The sequence below is a fragment of the Streptomyces sp. NPDC045998 genome, assembly GCF_056430285.1.
Genome location: NZ_JBWKLJ010000006.1, coordinates 211,126 through 228,406, shown reverse-complemented (window position 1 = coordinate 228,406; position 17,281 = coordinate 211,126). Strand labels below are relative to the sequence as shown.

Sequence of the window (17,281 nt, the reverse complement as noted above, 5' to 3'; positions counted from 1 at the left end):
ACAACTGGTGCGACGACACCCCGCCGAGGAGGCCCCCATGACCCCGACCCAGAGCCGGAGCCAGAGCCCGAGCCCGTACCCGCATCTGCTCAGCCCGCTGGACCTCGGGTTCACCACCCTGCCCAACCGCGTGCTCATGGGGTCGATGCACGTAGGGCTGGAGGAGGCCGAGAACGGTTTCGCGCGCATGGCGGCCTTCTACGCCGAGCGCGCCCGGGGCGGCGTGGGGCTGATCGTGACCGGCGGCATCGCGCCGAACGACGCGGGGCGGCCGTACGAGGGCGGGGCCAAGCTCACCACCGAGGAGGAGGCGGCGAAGCACCGGGTCGTGACGGACGCGGTGCACGCGGCCGGCGGGCGCATCGCGATGCAGATCCTGCACTTCGGCCGGTACGCCTACCACCGCGACCTCGTCGCCCCCAGCGCGATCCAGGCGCCGATCAGCCCCTTCGTACCGAACGAGCTGTCCGACGCCGAGGTCGAGCAGACGATCGAGGACTACGTGCGCGCCGCCGAGCTGGCGAAGTCGGCGGGGTACGACGGCGTCGAGATCATGGGCTCCGAGGGCTATCTGATCAACGAGTTCATCGCGGCCGCCACCAACCACCGCACCGACCGCTGGGGCGGCTCGTACGAGAACCGGGTGCGCTTCCCGCTGGAGATCGTCCGCCGGACGCGCGAGCGGCTCGGCGAGGAGTTCATCCTCATCTACCGGCTCTCCATGCTGGACCTGGTGCCGGGCGGCTCGACCCTGGAGGAGGTCGTGGCGCTCGCCAAGGGAATCGAGGCGGCCGGCGCGACGCTGATCAACACGGGGATCGGCTGGCACGAGGCCCGCATCCCGACCATCGCCACCTCCGTGCCGCGCGGCGCGTACACCTGGGTGACGCAGCGGCTGATGGGCGCGGTCTCCGTGCCGCTGATCACCAGCAACCGCGTCAACACCCCGGAGGTCGCCGAGCGGATCCTGGCGGAGGGGCGCGCGGACATGGTGTCGATGGCCCGGCCCTTCCTCGCCGACCCCGACTTCGTCGCCAAGGCGGCGCAGGGCCGGCCGGAGGCCATCAACACGTGCATCGGCTGCAACCAGGCGTGCCTGGACCACACCTTCAGCGGGAAGATCACCTCCTGCCTGGTCAACCCGCGCGCCTGCCACGAGACCGAGCTGGTCCTCTCCCCCACCCGGCTGCGCAAGCGCGTCGCGGTGGTCGGCGCCGGCCCGGCGGGGCTCGCCTGCGCCGTGAGCGCCGCCGAACGCGGCCACGAGGTCACGCTGTTCGACGCCGCGGACGAGATCGGCGGACAGCTCAACATCGCCAAGCGGGTGCCGGGCAAGGAGGAGTTCGACGAGACGCTCCGTTACTTCCGTACGCGGCTGGCCGAGAGCGGCGTGGACGTACGCCTGGGCACGTACGCCACCGCCGGGGCGCTCACCGGCTACGACGAGGTCGTCGTCGCGACCGGCGTGACCCCGCGCACGCCCGCCATCGACGGCGTCGACCACCCGAGCGTCGTCAGCTACCTGGACGTCCTGCGCGACGGCGCGCCGGTCGGCGAGCGCGTGGCGGTCGTCGGCGCGGGCGGCATCGGCTTCGATGTGGCGGAGTTCCTGACGGACGGCGGCGAGGGCGCGAGCCGGGACCCGGAGACGTACTTCCGGCAGTGGGGCGTCGACACGTCGTACGCGGGGCGCGGCGGACTGCGCGCCCCCGAGCGCCCGAAGCCGCCGCGCACCGTGCACCTGCTGCAGCGCAAGACGACCAAGGTCGGCGCGGGGCTGGGCAAGACGACGGGCTGGATCCACCGCACGGAGCTCAAGCACCGGGGCGTCACCATGGTGGCGGGCGCCGCGTACGAGCGGATCGACGACGAGGGCCTGCACATCACCGTGGACGGCGAGGCCCGGACCGTGCCCGTCGACACGGTCGTGCTCTGCACGGGGCAGGAGCCGCGGCGCGACCTGTACGAGGAGCTCGTGGCGGCCGGGGTGTCCGCGCACCTGATCGGCGGCGCGGACGTGGCCGCCGAGCTGGACGCCAAGCGCGCGATCGACCAGGGGACGCGGCTGGCGGCGGCTCTGTGACCGTGCGGCCCGTGGGCCGCGTGCGGCCCGCAGGTCCCGTGGGTCCCGTGGGTCGTACGCGTCCCTAGGATGCGGTCATGTCACTCCCGCACGCGATCCTCACCGCCCTGCTCGAGAAGCCGTCCTCGGGTCTGGAGCTGACCCGCCGGTTCGACCGGTCGATCGGCTACTTCTGGTCGGCCACGCATCAGCAGATCTATCGCGAGCTGGGAAAGCTGGAGCAGGCGGGGCACATCCGGGCCCTGCCCGCGCAGGCTCCGGCCCGTGGGCAGAAGAAGGAGTACGAGGTTCTGCCCGCGGGCCGGGAGGCCCTGAGCGAGTGGGTGCGCAGGAGCGAGGACCCCAAGCCCATCCGGGACGCCCTGCTGCTGCGGCTGCGCGCGGCGGCGGTGGTGGGGACGGAGGGCTTCGCGGACGAACTGCGCCGCCATCTGGCGTTGCACCGGGCGCAGTTGGAGGAGTACCTCGGGATGGAGGAGCGGCAGTTCCCGCCGGAGCGGCGCGCCGCCGAGGCGGACCGGCTGCGCCATCTGGTCCTGCGCGGGGGCATCGAGCTGGAGCGGTTCTGGACGGCGTGGCTGACGGAGGCGCTGGCGGAGTTCGACCGCGGCGACCAGGGCGGCGCGTATCCGCCCTAGGGGGTGGCGCCTGTCCGCCCTAGGCGAGGGCGGCGGCCAGCAGGGCGAAGGCGGCGATGATGACGGCGACGCGGACGTAGTGGTAGCGGTCCCAGCGGTTCGCCTGCTCCTTCCAGTCCTCGGGCCGGTTCTCGGGGGTCCACGTCTTGCTCCGGTTGTTGACCGGGACGAGCAGCAGGACCGACATGATCACGCTGACGATCAGCAACGCGCCGGCGGTGACGACGAGGCCGGTGCCGGAGTGGTGCCATCCGGCGACGGCCCAGACCGCGACCAGGACGAGCGACGTGATGTACCAGACCGGCATCACGGCGCCGAGCATCCGGCCTCCGTGGGCGCGGCCGAGCTGGCCGCTGTCCTCGGGGAGTGCGTCGAGGATCCGGTTGATGACGAAGGCGACGGAGAACTCCACCCCCACCATCACGCCGACGACCACGGTGGTGAACACCTCGAGTGCGTTGAGCATGATGACCCTCCTGGGATCTAGCGTTGCTAGCTGATGAGGCAACGCTAGACCTACTGCCGCTCGATTGTCTAGCGGTGCTAGGATCGAATCATGTCGGTACAGGAACGCAAGCAGCGCGAGCGGGCCGAGCGCGAACGCCTCATCGTGGCGACGGCCCGCGACATCGCCGAGCAGCAGGGCTGGGACGCGGTCACCACCCGCCGGCTCGCCGAGCGCATCGAGTACAGCCAGCCCGTCCTCTACAGCCACTTCCGCGGCAAACGGGAGATCATCGGCGCCGTCGCCCTCGAGGGCGCGGCCGAGTTGGCCGTGGCGGTGCGCGCCGCCACCTCCCGCGCGAACGGCCCGCGCGAGCGGGTCACCGCCCTCGCGCGCGCCTACCTCGAATTCGCCGCACGCAACCCGGCGGTCTACGACGCCATGTTCCAGCTCGACGGCGGTCTGGCGTTCGCGGTCGAGGACACCCCGCAACCCCTCAAGGACGCGTTCGCCGCCCTACTGGAAAGCCTCGGCGAGGTCGCCGGGGAGGGCGTCCACCCGGGACTGTTCACCGAGGTGTTCTGGGCGGCCCTGCACGGGCTGGCCACCCTGGTCCGAGCGGGGCGGCTGCCGCCGGAGCACACCGAGTCGCGGGTGAAGCTGCTGGTGGACCGGCTCGCCGTGGTCTGAAGGGAATTGTTAACGGTAATCATTTTCAGGTAGCGTGACCCCACCGTACCGACGATGGAGGTCTCGCAGTCATGGCCGTACCCAAGCGGAAGATGTCCCGCTCCAACACCCGCCACCGCCGCGCCCAGTGGAAGGCGTCCACGCCCCAGCTGGTGCCCGTGACGGTCGACGGCTCCGTCTACCAGGTGCCACAGCGCCTGGTGAAGGCGTACGAGCGCGGCCTGATCCAGCCGGAGGGCTGAGCGCGATGACGACGGCCACGGCGATCCGCGACCCGCGCGACCCGCGCGACGCGCGCGACGCGCGACGCGACCCGCGCGACCCGCTCGACCCGCGTCTGCCCGTCACGGTCCTCTCGGGCTTCCTCGGCGCGGGCAAGACGACGCTGCTCAACCACGTCCTGGGCAACCGGGAGGGCCTGCGGGTCGCCGTGATCGTCAACGACATGAGCGAGGTCAACATCGACGCCGCCCTGGTGCGCGGCGGCGAGGCGGCCCTCTCCCGCACCGAGGAGCGGCTGGTCGAGATGACCAACGGGTGCATCTGCTGCACCCTGCGCGACGACCTCCTGGAGGAGGTCGACCGGCTGGCCCGCGAGGGCCGCTTCGACTACCTCCTCATCGAGTCCAGCGGCATCTCGGAGCCGATGCCCGTCGCCGCGACGTTCGCCTTCCCGCGCGACGACGGTGCCACGCTGGGCGACCTGGCCCGCCTCGACACCATGGTCACGGTCGTCGACGCGGCCAACTTCCTGCCCGAACTGGCGGGCGGCGACGGACTCGCCGAACGGGGCCTCGACCAGTACGAGGACGACGAGCGCACGGTCAGCGACCTGCTGATGGACCAGATCGAGTTCGCGGACGTCATCGTCCTCAACAAGCTGGACCTCGTCACGGAGGCGGACGCGGCCCTGCTGGCGGCCGCGCTCACCCGGCTCAACCCGGCCGCCCGCATCCTGACCGCCGAGCGCGGCCGGGTGGCCCCCCAGGACGTCCTCGGCACCGGCCTGTTCGACCTGGAGCGCGCCCAGCAGGCGCCCGGCTGGGTCATGGAGCTCAACGGCGACCACATCCCCGAGACCGAGGAGTACGGCATCTCCTCCACGGTCTTCCGGGCGGACCGCGCCTTCCACCCCGAGCGGCTGTGGCGGTTCGTCACCGAGGGCATGGACAGCGGGGCGTACGGACGGATCCTGCGCTCCAAGGGCTTCTTCCGGCTCGCCGGCCGCGACCACGTGACCGGGCTGTGGTCCCAGGCCGGCGCCGTCGCCCGCTTCGAGCCGTCCGGCGCCCGCGAGGACGGCGACGAGGGCGGCGGCCGGGGCTGCCAGGAACTGGTCTTCATCGGGACGGGACTGCGCGCCGACGCGCTGCACACCGCTCTGGAGACCTGTCTGGTGGCGGAGCGCGAGAGCGGGCCGTGGGACGACCCGTTCCCGGCGTGGGACGTCCACGGGCCCGACGACGCCTGCGACCTGGACGGGAGCCCGGAACACGCGCATCCGCGCCTGGGCCGCTAGGGGCTTTCCGGGCCCGCGAGCGCGGGGAAGTCCGCCGCCCCCTGCGTGAAGGCGTGCTCGTACGCCTCCGGGGTCAGGCCCGCGCGGACGGAGTCGGTGATGCGGTCGACGTCGCCGCGCTCCGCCTTGGGCAGCGGCGTGCCGACCGCGGCGCGGGCGCCGGCCGCGGCGCCGAGCAGGCGGGCGGCACGCTCGAGGTCGCCGGCCAGGGCCTCCGCTCCGGCGAGGCCCTCGAAGGCGAGGGCGAGGGCGCGGGGGTCGCCGGTGCGGCGCGCGTGGTCGAGGCCTTCCCGGTGGAGCTCCCGGGCGGTGGCGGCGTCACCGCGCTGTTCGGCGATGAACCCGAGCTCGGCGAGGATGAACGCCACTCCGTGGTCCCCTTCCCACCGGCGGCACCAGTCGAGCCAGGCGTGGAAGTGGGCCGCGGCGTCGTCGAGCCTGCCCTGGCGCCGCGCCACGATCCCGAGCCCCACTTCGGCGAACTCCTCGCCGCGCTGGTAGGCGTGTGCGGCGGCCAGTCGCCTGGCGCGTTCGTGGAGGTCCCGGGCACGGTCGAGGTCACCGGTGAGCACGGCGGTACGGCCGAGCCGGGCCAGCATCCTGGAGGCGTCGTTCCACAGGTCGAGCGCGCTCGCGAGCCGATGGCCCTCCTCGCGCAGCTGCTCCGCCGCGCCGTAGTCGCCCGCCATCTCGGCCAGGTCCCCGAGGGTGTACGCGGCATGGAGCCGGCCCCATCCGTCGCCGAGCTCCTCGAAGGCCGCCCGCGCCCGCCGGGCGTCCGCCCGCGCCTCGTCCAGCCTGCCCTGGTGGACGAGGACTTCGGCGCGGACCGCCAGCGCAGCGGCGGCACCCCAGCGGTCGCCCAGCTCCTCGAACCCGGCATGCGCCCGTTCGGCGAGGTGGCAGGTGACCGCCGCATCACCGAACCCGGTCCTGCTCAAGGCGAGGAACCACCGCGCGCGGGCCCGGCCCGCCGGGTCGTCGACGGTGTCGTACGCCGCCACCGCGGCCTGGGTGTCGGTATCGGTGTCGTACCGCGTGTCGAGCAGGAGCAGCGACATTCCCGCGCGCCATGCCCGGGCGGCCGCCTTCCGTTCGGGGGCGCCGTCGCCCGACAGCGCGAGGTCGAAGGAGCGCCGGGCCTCGGCGAACCGGCCGCGCAGGAACCAGTACCACGCCATCGCGTTGACCAGCCGCAGGGCCGCGTCCCCGACACCGTGGCGCACCGCGTGGGCGAGGGCGGCCCGGACGTTGGCGGTCTCGGCCTCCAGCCGTCGCAGCCACCGGTGCTGCTCGTGGCCCCGGAGGCGGGCGTCGGCGTGCACGGCGAAGTCGGTGTAGTGGGCGAGGTGGCGGTCGCGCGCGCCCCGGAGCTCCTCGTCCCCCGCCTCGGCCAGCCGCTCCGCGCAGTAGGCGGCGACCGATTCCAGCAGCCGGTACCGTCCGTCGTGCTGCCCGACCAGCGACCGGTCGACCAGTCGGCCCAGCAGGTCGAGGACGTCGGCGCGGCGTATCCGGTCGTCGGCGCACACCGCTTCGGCGGCCTCCAGCGTGCAGCCGTCGGCGCAGACCGCCAGACGGCGCAGCACGATCCGCTCCCGCTCGCCGAGCAGGCCCCAGCTCCAGTCGAGGGTGGCGCGCAGGGTCCGCTGCCGCGTCGGGGTGGAGCGCAGGGTGGCGGTGAGCACCCGGAAGCGGTCGTCGAGCCGGGCGGCGAGTTCGGCCACGGGCATGAGGCGCACTCGGGCGGCGGCCATCTCCAGCGCGAGCGGGATGCCGTCCAGGCGGCGGCAGATGGTGGCGACGGCCCGCGCGTTGCCCGCGTCGAGCCGGAAGCCGGGATCGGCGGCGGTGGCGCGCGAGACGAAGAGCCGTACCGCGCTGGAGCGCAGCAACCGGTCCGGGTCGGGGCCCTCGGTCCCGTCGGCGTCCGGCGCGTCCAGGTCGACGCCGTACGCGTCGGCGCCGGGGAGGTCCAGGGGCGGTACGGGCCACAGGCGTTCGCCGACGACCGCCAGCGGCTCCTGGCTGGTGGCCAGGACCCGCAGGGCGGGCGCGGCGCGCAGCAGGTGTGCGGTCAGCTCGGCGACCGGTTCGACGACGTGCTCGCAGTTGTCCAGTACCAGCAGCGTGTCGCGGCCCCTGAGGGCATCGGCGAGCCGGCCGGCCACGGGCCGCGCCGGCACGCGCGGGTCGTCCCGCAGGCCGAGCACCGCGGCGACGGCCTCGTGCACCTCCGCGGCGGTGCGTGCCGGGGCGAGCTCCACCAGCCAGGCGCCGTCCGGGAGTTCGCGGGCGTGGTACGCGGCCGCCTCCAGGGCGAGCCGTGTCTTGCCGACCCCGCCCGCGCCGGTGAGCGTCACCAGCCGCTCGCGCGTCAGCAGCGCCTGGATCCGCCGTACGTCGTCGGTGCGGCCTATCAGGTCGGTCAGGGGTGCGGGGAGGTTGCCGCGCGGGCCCGCCGCGTACGGTCCTTGTCCGTGGGGCCCGGCCTCGTACGGTCCTTCCCCGCGCGGTCCCGCCGCGTACGGTCCTTCCTCGCGCGGTCCTGCCCCGTACGGTCCTGCCTCGTACGGTCCTTGCTCGCGCGGTCCTGCCCCGTACGGTCCTTCCTCGCGCGGTCCTGCCTCGTACGGTCCTTGCTCGCGCGGTCCTGCCCCCTGTGCCGCCGTCGTGGGGGCCGCGGGCGCGAGGCCGGCGTCCTGCCGCAGGATCGCCTCGTGCAGGGCGGCCAGCTCGCGGCCGGGATCGAGGCCGAGGTCGTCGCGCAACCGGTCGCGCAGTTCGGCCAGGCTCGCCAGCGCTTCGTCCTGGCGGCCCGCGAGGTAGAGGGCGCGGACGTGGGCGGCCCGCAGCCGCTCGCGCAGCGGGTGCGCGGTGACGAGTTCGCCCAGCTCGCCCGCGAGCAGCGCGTGCTCGCCCAGTTCGAGCCGCGCCTCGGCGAGTTCCTCGAGCGCGGCCAGCCGCTGCTCCTCCAGCCGCCGGGCTTCGGCGCGTACGAACGCGGCGTCGGCGTGGTCGGCGTACGCCTCCTCACCCCGCCAGAGCTCCGCGGCCTCGCGGAGCAGCCGGGCCCTGGCACGGGGGTCGCCGGGGGACGCCTGCGCGCGGCGCAGCAGCGCCTCGAAGCGTCCGGCGTCGACCGCGGTGTCGTCGGCCCGCAGCAGGTAGCCCGGCGACCGGGACTCGATGAGGTCGCGGCCGCCCGGCTCGGCCTCCTCCAGGGTGCGGCGCAGCAGCGAGACCTTGGAGCGCAGGGTGCGGACGTCGTTCGCCGGGGGCGCGTCGCCCCACAGGGCGTCGATGAGCCGGTCCACCGAGACGGCCCGGCCCCGGTGCACCAGGAGCGCGGTCAGGAGGGCACGGACCTTCGCCTCGTGGACCCGTACGGGCTGACCGTCCGACGTCCACACTTCCAGGGGGCCCAGCACTCCGAAACGCACCCGGTCACGTTACCCGTAACCCCGCCGGAACGTTTCCGGAGACGGACCGGAACCCCGCTCGCGCACAGTCGAGACATGACGAACACACCGAACACACCGAACTCCGTTGCCACCACCGATTCTGACGCCGCGTCGAACTCCGCCCCGGGTGGCGAGGCCGTCACCGTCATCGGCCTGGGCCTGATGGGCAGGGCCCTCGCCGGCGCCTTCCTCGACGCGGGCCATCCGACCACCGTGTGGAACCGCTCCGCGGGCAAGGCGGACGAACTGGTCGCCCGGGGGGCCACCTTCGCGCCCTCCGTGGCCGAGGCCCTGCGAGCGAGCTCCCTGGTCGTCGTCTGCCTCAGCGACGCCGACGCGGTACGCGACGCGCTCGGCCCGCACCGGGCCGATCTCGCCGGACGCACCCTCGTCAACCTGACCTCCGGGACGTCCGACGAGGCCCGCGCGTTGGCGGAGTTGACCGGCGACTACGTGGACGGCGCGATCATGGCCATCCCCGAGGTGATCGGCACCCCGGACGCCTTCCTGTTGTTCAGCGGAGCACCGGACGCCTTCGAGCGGCACCGCGAGGCCCTCGGCCGGCTCGGCAAGGCGACCTTCTTCGGCGAGGACCCCGGGCTCGCCTCCCTGTACGACGTGGCGCTGCTCGGCGTCATGTGGGGCACGCTCAACGCGTTCCTGCACGGGGCGGCGCTGCTCGGCGCGGTCAAGGTGGACGCGAGCGCGTTCGCGCCCTTCGCCAACCAGTGGGTGGGCAGCGTGACCGGCTTCATCAGCGCCTACGCCGACCAGATCGACCGCGGCGCCTACCCGGCCGAGGACGCCGCGCTGGAGACCCATCTGGCCACCATGAAGCACCTGGTGCGGGAGAGCGCGGCCGTCGGCATCGACACCGACTGGCCGGCCCGCATCCAGGCCCTCACCGAGCGCGCCATCGGCGCGGGCCACGCCGGTGCGAGCTATGCCGCACTCGTCGAGGTCTTCCGGGGCCGGGCGTAACCGCCGGCAGGCCGGCAGGCCCGTCCGCCGGCCTGCCGGCCTGCCGGCCCCTGGTGCCCGGCCGGGGCGTCCGGCCGGGCGCCTCCGGAGGCTCAGGGCACCGGGACGAACTCCGGCTGGTCCAGCAGGCGCAGCCAGCTTCCGTCCGGCTGGCGCCTGACCACCTGCGCGCGAGCACCGGCACCGTCCCTCGGCGGGGTCGACGTGAGGGCGATGTCGTCGCTGACCAGCGTCGGGAGGGGCGCTTCCGGCTCGAACCGCGGCCTGCCCGCGAGCACCTGCTCCCACAGGGCGCGGATCGCCTCCCGGCCGACGGTCTGCCGGCCGGGGGGAAACGCCACCACGGCGTTCTCCTCGTACAGCGCGGCGACTCCGGCCGCGTCACCGGCGTTGGACCGTTCGACGAACAAGCGGGTGATGTCCTCGGGGCGCATGGCCTTCTCGTACTCCGGCATGAATTCCTCCTGGGATCGGATCCGGTGTCGGTCTGTCAGCGGTTCCGATCCTCGTCACCCTCGTATCAGAAGTCCAACAGATGGTTCTTGTGGAAACTAGAATCCACGGTCATGGAACTGAGGCAGCTGGAGTACTTCGTCGCCGTCGCCGAGGAGCGGAACTTCACCCGGGCCGCGGAGCGGGTCCGCATCAGCCAGTCCGGGGTGAGTGCGCAGATCCGGCAGCTGGAACGGGAGCTCGGGGCCGCACTGTTCGACCGGTCCGCACGGATCGTCACCCTCACCGTCGCGGGCAAGGCGGCCCTCGAACCGGCCCACGCCGCTCTCGCCGCCGCCCGGGCGGTCGGGCAGGCGGTGGGCGAGGTGGCGGACCTCGTCCGGGGGCGCGTGACCGTCGGGATGGTCAGCGGCTGCACCGTCACGCCGCTGTTCGACGCCCTCGCCTCGTTCCGCGGAGCGCATCCCGGGGTGGAGATCTCCCTGCTGGAGGACCGCTCCGACCGGCTCGCGGAGGCGGTGCGCGCGGGCACCCTCGACCTGGCCCTGATCGGGGCCGCGGCCGCCGTTCCCGAGGGGCTGGAGGCGTTGACCCTCGTCGACGAGCGGCTCTGCGTCGCGGTCCCGGCCGGGCATCCGCTGGCGAAGCGCCGGCGGGTCACGCTGCGCGACGCGTGCTCCCACCCGCTGGTGTGCATGCCCCCCGGCACCGGCCTGCGCACGGTGTTCGACGACGCCTGCGCGGCCCAGGGCATCCGGCCGCCGATCGCCCTGGAGGCCAGCGCCCCGGACGCCATCGCCGACCTCGCCGCCCGCGGGCTCGGCGTCGCCGTCCTCAGCGATTCGATGGCCCGGCCCTACGGCGACCGCCTCACCGCCCGCCCCCTCGACGACATCACGACACCCGCACTCCTGGCCCTCGTCTGGCGCAGCGCGCACAACCCGGCGGTACGCGAGCTGCTGCGCCACTGCCGACAGGCCTTCACCGGGCCCGCTCGTCGAGGCCGTCCCGGTCCGGCCGGAGGAAGTCGGTGAGCGCGGAGGCCAGTTCCTCGGGCGCCTCCTCGGCGACGTGGTGACCCGAGTCGATGCCGTGGCCCCGGACGTCGGTGGCCCACCCGCGCCAGATGGCGCGGGGATCTCCGTACAGGTCTTCCAGGTCGTCCCGGAGCGACCACAGGACGAGCGTCGGGCAGGCGACGCGGGCACCGGCGGCGCGGTCGGCTTCCTCATGCCGCCGGTCGACGGTCAGACCGGCGCGGTAGTCCTCGAGCATCGCCCGCACCACCTCGGGATCGGAGGTGGCGCGCCGCCATTCGTCGTAGTTCTCCTGGCCCATCACCTCCGGGTCGCCGTGGTACCAGGCGACGGGGTCGACGGTGATGACGCGCTCGGGGATGTCCGGCTGCGCGAAGAAGAACCAGTGCCACCACTGGGTGGCGAACTCGGCGGTGATCCGCGACAGATGCTCCGTCAGCGGCAGGCAGTCCGCGAAGGCCACCCGGGAGACGGCCTCCGGGTGGTCGAGCGCGAGGCGCAGGGCCACGGCCCCTCCGCGGTCGTGCCCGGCGAGCGCGAACCTGCGGTGTCCGAGGTGGCGCATCACGGCCACCACGTCCCCGGCGACCGCGCGCTTGGAATAACCGGCGTGATCGGCCGTGAAGCGCGGCCCCCGGGAGCGCCCGTACCCCCTCAGGTCCGGGCACACCACCGTGTGGCCGGCGCGTACGAGCAGCGGGGCGACCCGGTGCCACGTCGCCGACGTACGGGGATGACCGTGCAGCAGCACCACGGGCGGACCGCTCCCGCCGAAGCGGACGAAGACGGACGCCTCACCGACGTCGATCCGCGCTGTCTCGAAGCCCTCGAACATCCCGGCCTCCCTGGGGCTCGGCTCATCCACCCCGTCTCACCGCCGGCATGGCCCTTGGTGACGTCGGTGTCCTCGGGCGGGTGATGACCCGATGGTCGCGTTCGACCGCGGACGCGTCCGGCGCCACGGCCGGGCCTCCGGCCACCAGTGCCACCACTCCACCGGGTGCCGCGCCTACCCGCGGTCCCCTCCCGTACTCCTCGCGCACGAGAGTGCCGCCCGTGAGGGTCCCGGACGGCGGCGGCATGGGGGCGTCCTGGACCGGCACGGGGTACGGCAGCCGCCGTGCGTCATCCCTCACCCCGTCCCCGATGTCAGTGGCTCCTGGCACCATGCCTTCGTCCGCGACAGCCGTATCAGGAGCCATGCATGAGAACGTGGGGAACCGGTCCGTTCGACAGCGACCTCGCCGCAGACTTCGTCGATGAACTTGAGGGACTCACCCCTCAACAGGTCATCGACGTGCTGGAGCGGACGTTCCAGCGCATCACCGACTCGGGAGAGCACGTCGATGGCGGAGACGGGGCCGAAGCCGTCGCCGCCGGCGCTCTCGTCGCCAGCGCCCTCCCCGACAGCCCCGTCGTGATCGACCCCGATGACGGCCCCAGGGAACCGCTGCCCGAACTGCCGACCTCGCTTCGCGCGTCTGCGAGACTCGCACTGGACCGGGTTCTCCAGGACGGATCGGAGATGGCGACCGGCTGGGTTGACAGCGCCGACGCCGACCAGTGGCGCCGGGAAGTACGGCACATCCTCCAAGCTCTCGAAACACCCGCTGAACACTCATCGTGATGCCTGGATCGGGGGCACTCACGTGGCTCCGCACCACCTCACCGGCCTGGAGAGCGCCTAGCAGTCCAGCCGTAGATCGCGATCTCGCTGGAGCGGGCCGGCGGAGCTCTATTGCTGCGCGGACGGCGCCGGTACGCGGGTGGCGGTACTGGCGCAGATGGGGCGGGTCCGGGCGGAGTAGGAACGGGCGGCCGCGATGAGGCCGAAGCCCAGGCCGGCGAAGGCCAGACCTCCGAAGGCGACCATCCAGGTGATCCCGGAACTGGTGGTGAACGCCCCCGACGGTTTCAGCTTCGGCAGTACTCCGGTGGCGCTGAGCGGGGCGTAGATCAGCAGGGCGACTCCGTATACCGACAGGCCGACGGAGCTCAACCACGCTGGTAGCAGGGGCAGTAGGCGTGGCACTCGCCGACCGGAGAGGATCAGGGTCCATCGGGGGAACACTTGCCCCCACGGGTACAGCAGTCCCAGCAGCAGGAAAATCGCAGCCATCGCGGCCAGCACGGTGACATCGATTCCTACCGATGCGAGGGCCTTTGCCAGCTCCGACTCGCCTGCGTTCGTCTCCCGCCACCCTTGAGCCGTGACGCCGATCGCATCGCCACCCAGCGACCAGATGGTCTTGACCCCAGACCACGGCAGAAGCCCGCACATGAGCAGGTAGACGGCGACCCGGGTTCGCTTCGACGCCACGGAGGGGCCAGGGTGGGCAAGCGGACCGTCAAAGCCACCCGCGTGGTCCTGTCCGCACCGCGGGCACCTGCCTCGCAGCCGTCGGCGGTACGACATTGCGACGAGGATGAGAAGAGCGGCGCCCACCGCGCTCAACAGGACATGTGCCAGGCCGGTGACGCTGTCCACCCCGGAGAACGACGCCAGCATCACGAAGTACGCCGGCAGACTGGCCATCCCCATCACAGAAACCGGGACCGCCAGGATCAGCGCCGCTGCCACCATCACTCGGCCACGCCTGGCAAGCGTCCGGGTAGTGGCCAGGCAGGCCCCGGCAGCCAGGACGGCGATGGCCGCCAGCAGGATCTGGACCGTCGGCGCATACGCGACATCCGGCGACCAGGGCACGGTGGCGCCCGATGCAGCCCACGCGACCTGGACTGCGGCGAACAAGGCCCCCCACACCGCAGCGGCATGCGGTGCCCACGTGGGCCAGCGCCGCGACCACACCGCCCACCCCGCGTCCTGCAACGGCGGGCCGGAGCCGGTATGTGTCTGCAATTTCGTAAGGACAGCCACCGTGACCTCCGGGTCCGCTTTATTGACCTCAAGATTCCTCCTGCCGCCGCACCGGTCACATCCGCCGCGCGGACCATCCGTCTCCCTCGCATGGGGGAGCAACGAACGGGCACTTCCCTCCCGCTTTGAATCGTGATCTTCATAAGCGGAGGGCTGCCTGACGGCGGTAGTGACTGCGGCGGGCGCGGGCTTGGTGGCGTCGCCGCCAGGTGGACCAGCGCAGTCGGTGGGGAGTGTCGCGGGCCTGTCGGACGGTCAGCGCGGTGAACAGGCGCTGGTTCTCCTTGCAGGTGAGCGGGATCAGGCCGTCGGGGCTGGTCCCGTCGTCGGTCGGAGCCTGGTCGCGGCGTTCACGGGCGGCGGTGATGGCGAGGAAGGCGTGGGCGAGCAGGGCCGGGGTGACCCAGTCTCCGACATGCCCGGCGATCGTCCAACAGTTCTTGCGCGGCAGGTCCGCCAGCAACCCAAGAACCAATCGCCGCACCCTACGCCGGGGTTCGACCCGGACGGGCCCCGGAGATCCGGCCCATCAGGCATTCAAACGCCTCCCGCCAGCGGACAGGGTCCACGCTGTGGCCTGCGACTACCGCATGTCTTCAGTCTTCACACGCCGATGATCAGCGGTGGCCGCACCCGTCTCAGTGGCGGCCTCCACCAGCGAGACCGCGACCTACGGCTGGAGTACTCAGCCGCTTCTTGTGGATCACGTTGCCGACCGGACGAAGACGGCGGCAACGTGCAGTCACCGAGACTCCCTCATCCCCCGTTCCGCTCGCTCAGCCGCTGATGCCTGCGCCCGGCCCAGCCGACGGCGACCCATGCGGCGAAGAGGACCGACGCGGCGACGAAGCCCGCCACGGTGTCGGTGAGGACGAGCGTGAGCAGGGCCACGACCAGCGTGATCATGCCGAGCGTGGAGGTGGTGAAGGCGTCGGCGCGCAGGAGGACGCGCAGGAAGCGGGAGGGTGCGGTGTCGGTCATGTTTCCGCATTCTGCCGGGCAGCGGCGGTACGGGGTCCGGCTCATGCGGAGAGCCCCTTCCGCCACGCCGACTCGCGCAACAGCCGCAGGCCGTTGAGGCCGACGAGGACCGTGGAGCCCTCGTGGCCGGCGACGCCGAGCGGCAGTGGGAGGTGGCCGGCCAGGTCCCAGATCACCAGGGCGCCGATGCAGACGCCCGCGATGACGAGGTTCTGCACGACCAGGGTGCGGGCGCGGCGGGAGAGGGCCACGACCGCCGGGACCGTGGCCAGTTCGTCGCGTACGACGACGGCGTCGGCGGTCTCCAGGGCGAGGTCGGAGCCGGCGCGGCCCATCGCGATGCCGCTGTGCGCGGCCGCGAGGGCGGGGGCGTCGTTGACGCCGTCGCCGACGACGAGGGTGCGCTGCCCGGCGCGTTCCCAGGCGTGGACGGCCGCCACCTTGTCCTCGGGCAGCAGCCCGGCCCGTACGTCGCTGATCCCGGCTTCGGCGGCGGCGCGGCGGGCGGCGGCCTCGTTGTCGCCGGTCAGCAGGACGGGGGCGGTGCCGCTGAGCCGGGCGAGGGCGGCGACGGCGGCGGGGGCCCCGTCGCGGAGGCGGTCGGCGACGCCGAGGACGGCGACGGGGACGGAGTCGACGGTGACCACGACGGCGGTGCGGCCCTCGGCCTCGACCTCGCGCACGGTGTCGGACGGGGCGTCGGGGCGGCCGACCGTGACCTCCCGGCCGTCGACGAGGGCCCGCACGCCCACGCCCGGGGTGGAGGCGAAACCGGTGGCCTCGGGGACCGGCAGGCCGCGCTCCCGGGCGGCGGCGACGACCGCGCGGGCCAGGGGGTGTTCGCTCGGGAGCTCGGCCGCGGCGGCGAGGGACAGGACCTCGGCCTCGGTGAGGGCGGTGCCGCCGACGGTGTCGGTGAGCAGCCGGATGTCGGTGACACGGGGCGCGCCCTCGGTGAGGGTGCCGGTCTTGTCCAGGGCCACGCGGTCGGCCTGGCCGAGGCGCTCCATCACCACGGCCGACTTGACGAGGACGCCGTGGCGCCCGGCGTTGGCGATGGCGGACAGCAGCGGCGGCATGGTGGCGAGGACCACCGCGCACGGCGAGGCCACGATCATGAACGTCATGGCCCGCAGCAGGGTCCCGGTGAAGTCCGCGCCGAAGGCGAGGGGCACGGCGAACAGCGCGAGGGTCGCGACGACCACGCCCACCGAGTAGCGCTGTTCGATCTTCTCGATGAACAGCTGGGTGGGGGCCTTCGTCGCGCTGGCCTCCTCGACCATGGCGACGATCCGGGCGATGACGGATGCGGAGGCGTCCTTGTCGACGCGGACGCGCAGCGCGCCGGTGCCGTTGAGGGTGCCCGCGAAGACCTCGTCGCCGGGGGCCTTGGCGACGGGCAGCGGTTCGCCGGTGATGGTCGCCTGGTCGACGTCGCTCGCGCCGTCGAGGACCGTGCCGTCGGCGGGCAGCCGCTCCCCCGGCCGTACGAGGACGAGGTCGCCGACCCGCAGGTCGGCCACGTCGACCGGCTCCTCGCCGGTGTCCGTGAGCCGTACGGCCTTGGCGGGGGCGAGGTCGAGCAGGCCGCGCACCGAGTCGGCGGTGCGCCGGGTCGCGAGGGCCTCCAGTGCGCCGGAGACGGCGAAGATGACGATGAGGAGGCCGCCGTCGAGGAACTGACCGATCGCGGCGGCTCCGATGGCCGCGACGACCATGAGCAGGTCGACGTCGAGGGACTTCTCGCGCAGTGCCTGGAGCCCGGCCCAGCCCGGCTCCCAGCCGCCGGCGGCGTAGCAGAGGGCGTAGAGCGGCCCCCAGGCCCACGCCGGCGCGCCGGCCAGGTCGAGCGGGAACGCCGCCAGGAAGGCGACGGCGGACAGGGCCGCCCAGCGGACTTCGGGCAGGGCGAAGAGCCGGGTCCGGCGGGCGGGGGGTGCGGTGGCGGCGGACGGGGCCGCGGACCGGGAAGCGGACCGGGCGGTGTCGAGCACCGGGGAAGCCATCGGGGGCACACCTCTCCAGGGGAAGGGGACGGCGCGAACGCCCTCACCATACCCGAATATATGAAGAGGTCTTCATCTGTACGAGCGGACACGCGGTTACGATGAC

Annotated in this window: 15 protein-coding genes and 2 pseudogenes; 8 read left to right on the top strand and 9 right to left on the bottom strand. The window is 73.2% G+C overall.

Annotation, left to right across the window (positions count from 1 at the left end):
• Nucleotides 1-37: 37 nt before the first annotated feature.
• Complete coding sequence (locus AC07FJ_RS19740) at nt 38-2,083, top strand: FAD-dependent oxidoreductase (protein WP_479050552.1); 2,046 nt, start codon at nt 38-40, stop codon at nt 2,081-2,083.
• 77 nt (nt 2,084-2,160) lie between these two features.
• Nucleotides 2,161-2,721: a PadR family transcriptional regulator gene (locus tag AC07FJ_RS19735; RefSeq protein WP_479050550.1), complete on the top strand. Its 561-nt coding sequence runs from the start codon at nt 2,161-2,163 to the stop codon at nt 2,719-2,721.
• Nucleotides 2,722-2,740: 19 nt separating this feature from the next.
• Here the strand turns inward: AC07FJ_RS19735 and AC07FJ_RS19730 are convergent, their stop codons facing one another.
• Entirely contained in the window at nt 2,741-3,187 is a 447-nt protein-coding gene (locus tag AC07FJ_RS19730) for an anthrone oxygenase family protein (protein WP_479050548.1), read from the bottom strand.
• A 90-nt stretch (nt 3,188-3,277) separates the two neighbouring features.
• Between AC07FJ_RS19730 and AC07FJ_RS19725 the strand changes: the two genes are divergently transcribed.
• From AC07FJ_RS19725 to AC07FJ_RS19715, 3 genes are all read left to right on the top strand, one after another.
• A complete protein-coding gene (locus AC07FJ_RS19725) occupies nt 3,278-3,856 on the top strand; it encodes a TetR/AcrR family transcriptional regulator (RefSeq protein ID WP_479050546.1) in 579 nt (192 codons plus the stop codon).
• 71 nt (nt 3,857-3,927) lie between these two features.
• On the top strand, nt 3,928-4,098 hold the full coding sequence (gene rpmF, locus AC07FJ_RS19720) for a 50S ribosomal protein L32 (protein ID WP_355359412.1): 171 nt from the start codon (nt 3,928-3,930) through the stop codon (nt 4,096-4,098).
• Between the two features lie 5 nt (nt 4,099-4,103).
• The gene (locus AC07FJ_RS19715; RefSeq protein ID WP_479050544.1) at nt 4,104-5,375 is read left to right on the top strand and encodes a GTP-binding protein; all 1,272 of its coding nucleotides are present in this window, start codon (nt 4,104-4,106) and stop codon (nt 5,373-5,375) included.
• Here the strand turns inward: AC07FJ_RS19715 and AC07FJ_RS19710 are convergent.
• The gene (locus tag AC07FJ_RS19710) at nt 5,372-8,818 is read right to left on the bottom strand and encodes an AfsR/SARP family transcriptional regulator (protein WP_479050542.1); all 3,447 of its coding nucleotides are present in this window, start codon (nt 8,816-8,818) and stop codon (nt 5,372-5,374) included. The genes AC07FJ_RS19715 and AC07FJ_RS19710 overlap by 4 nt on opposite strands.
• Nucleotides 8,819-8,893: 75 nt before the next feature.
• Between AC07FJ_RS19710 and AC07FJ_RS19705 the strand changes: the two genes are divergently transcribed.
• The gene (locus AC07FJ_RS19705; protein ID WP_479050540.1) at nt 8,894-9,820 is read left to right on the top strand and encodes an NAD(P)-dependent oxidoreductase; all 927 of its coding nucleotides are present in this window, start codon (nt 8,894-8,896) and stop codon (nt 9,818-9,820) included.
• Between the two features lie 92 nt (nt 9,821-9,912).
• On the opposite strand, the gene AC07FJ_RS19700 is transcribed toward AC07FJ_RS19705, so the two are convergent.
• Nucleotides 9,913-10,275 (bottom strand): YybH family protein, encoded by a 363-nt coding sequence (locus AC07FJ_RS19700; protein ID WP_361423726.1) that lies wholly within the window; start codon nt 10,273-10,275, stop codon nt 9,913-9,915.
• 111 nt (nt 10,276-10,386) lie between these two features.
• Between AC07FJ_RS19700 and AC07FJ_RS19695 the strand changes: the two genes are divergently transcribed.
• Nucleotides 10,387-11,307 carry a LysR family transcriptional regulator gene (locus AC07FJ_RS19695; RefSeq protein WP_479050538.1) on the top strand — a complete coding sequence of 307 codons (921 nt, stop codon included), beginning with the start codon at nt 10,387-10,389 and terminating at the stop codon, nt 11,305-11,307.
• Here the strand turns inward: AC07FJ_RS19695 and AC07FJ_RS19690 are convergent.
• Nucleotides 11,255-12,145 carry an alpha/beta fold hydrolase gene (locus AC07FJ_RS19690; protein WP_479050536.1) on the bottom strand — a complete coding sequence of 297 codons (891 nt, stop codon included), beginning with the start codon at nt 12,143-12,145 and terminating at the stop codon, nt 11,255-11,257. The genes AC07FJ_RS19695 and AC07FJ_RS19690 overlap by 53 nt on opposite strands.
• A 369-nt stretch (nt 12,146-12,514) precedes the next feature.
• Here AC07FJ_RS19690 and AC07FJ_RS19685 point away from each other — a divergent pair, with 369 nt between their 5' ends.
• Nucleotides 12,515-12,937, top strand: coding sequence for a DUF4259 domain-containing protein (locus tag AC07FJ_RS19685; protein ID WP_479050534.1), 423 nt, complete (start codon nt 12,515-12,517; stop codon nt 12,935-12,937).
• Between the two features lie 108 nt (nt 12,938-13,045).
• On the opposite strand, the gene AC07FJ_RS19680 is transcribed toward AC07FJ_RS19685, so the two are convergent.
• The 5 genes and pseudogenes from AC07FJ_RS19680 to AC07FJ_RS19660 form a co-directional block, all read right to left on the bottom strand.
• Nucleotides 13,046-14,062, bottom strand: a complete 1,017-nt coding sequence (locus AC07FJ_RS19680; RefSeq protein WP_479050533.1) for a hypothetical protein — start codon at nt 14,060-14,062, stop codon at nt 13,046-13,048.
• Nucleotides 14,063-14,327: 265 nt separating this feature from the next.
• Nucleotides 14,328-14,594, bottom strand: a pseudogene (locus AC07FJ_RS19675) (IS701 family transposase); the annotation flags it as partial.
• Nucleotides 14,595-14,718: pseudogene (locus tag AC07FJ_RS19670) on the bottom strand (IS701 family transposase); the annotation flags it as partial.
• Between the two features lie 226 nt (nt 14,719-14,944).
• A complete protein-coding gene (locus AC07FJ_RS19665; RefSeq protein ID WP_479050531.1) occupies nt 14,945-15,169 on the bottom strand; it encodes a hypothetical protein in 225 nt (74 codons plus the stop codon).
• A gap of 41 nt (nt 15,170-15,210) precedes the next feature.
• The gene (locus tag AC07FJ_RS19660; protein ID WP_479050529.1) at nt 15,211-17,175 is read right to left on the bottom strand and encodes a heavy metal translocating P-type ATPase; all 1,965 of its coding nucleotides are present in this window, start codon (nt 17,173-17,175) and stop codon (nt 15,211-15,213) included.
• Nucleotides 17,176-17,281: the final 106 nt, after the last annotated feature.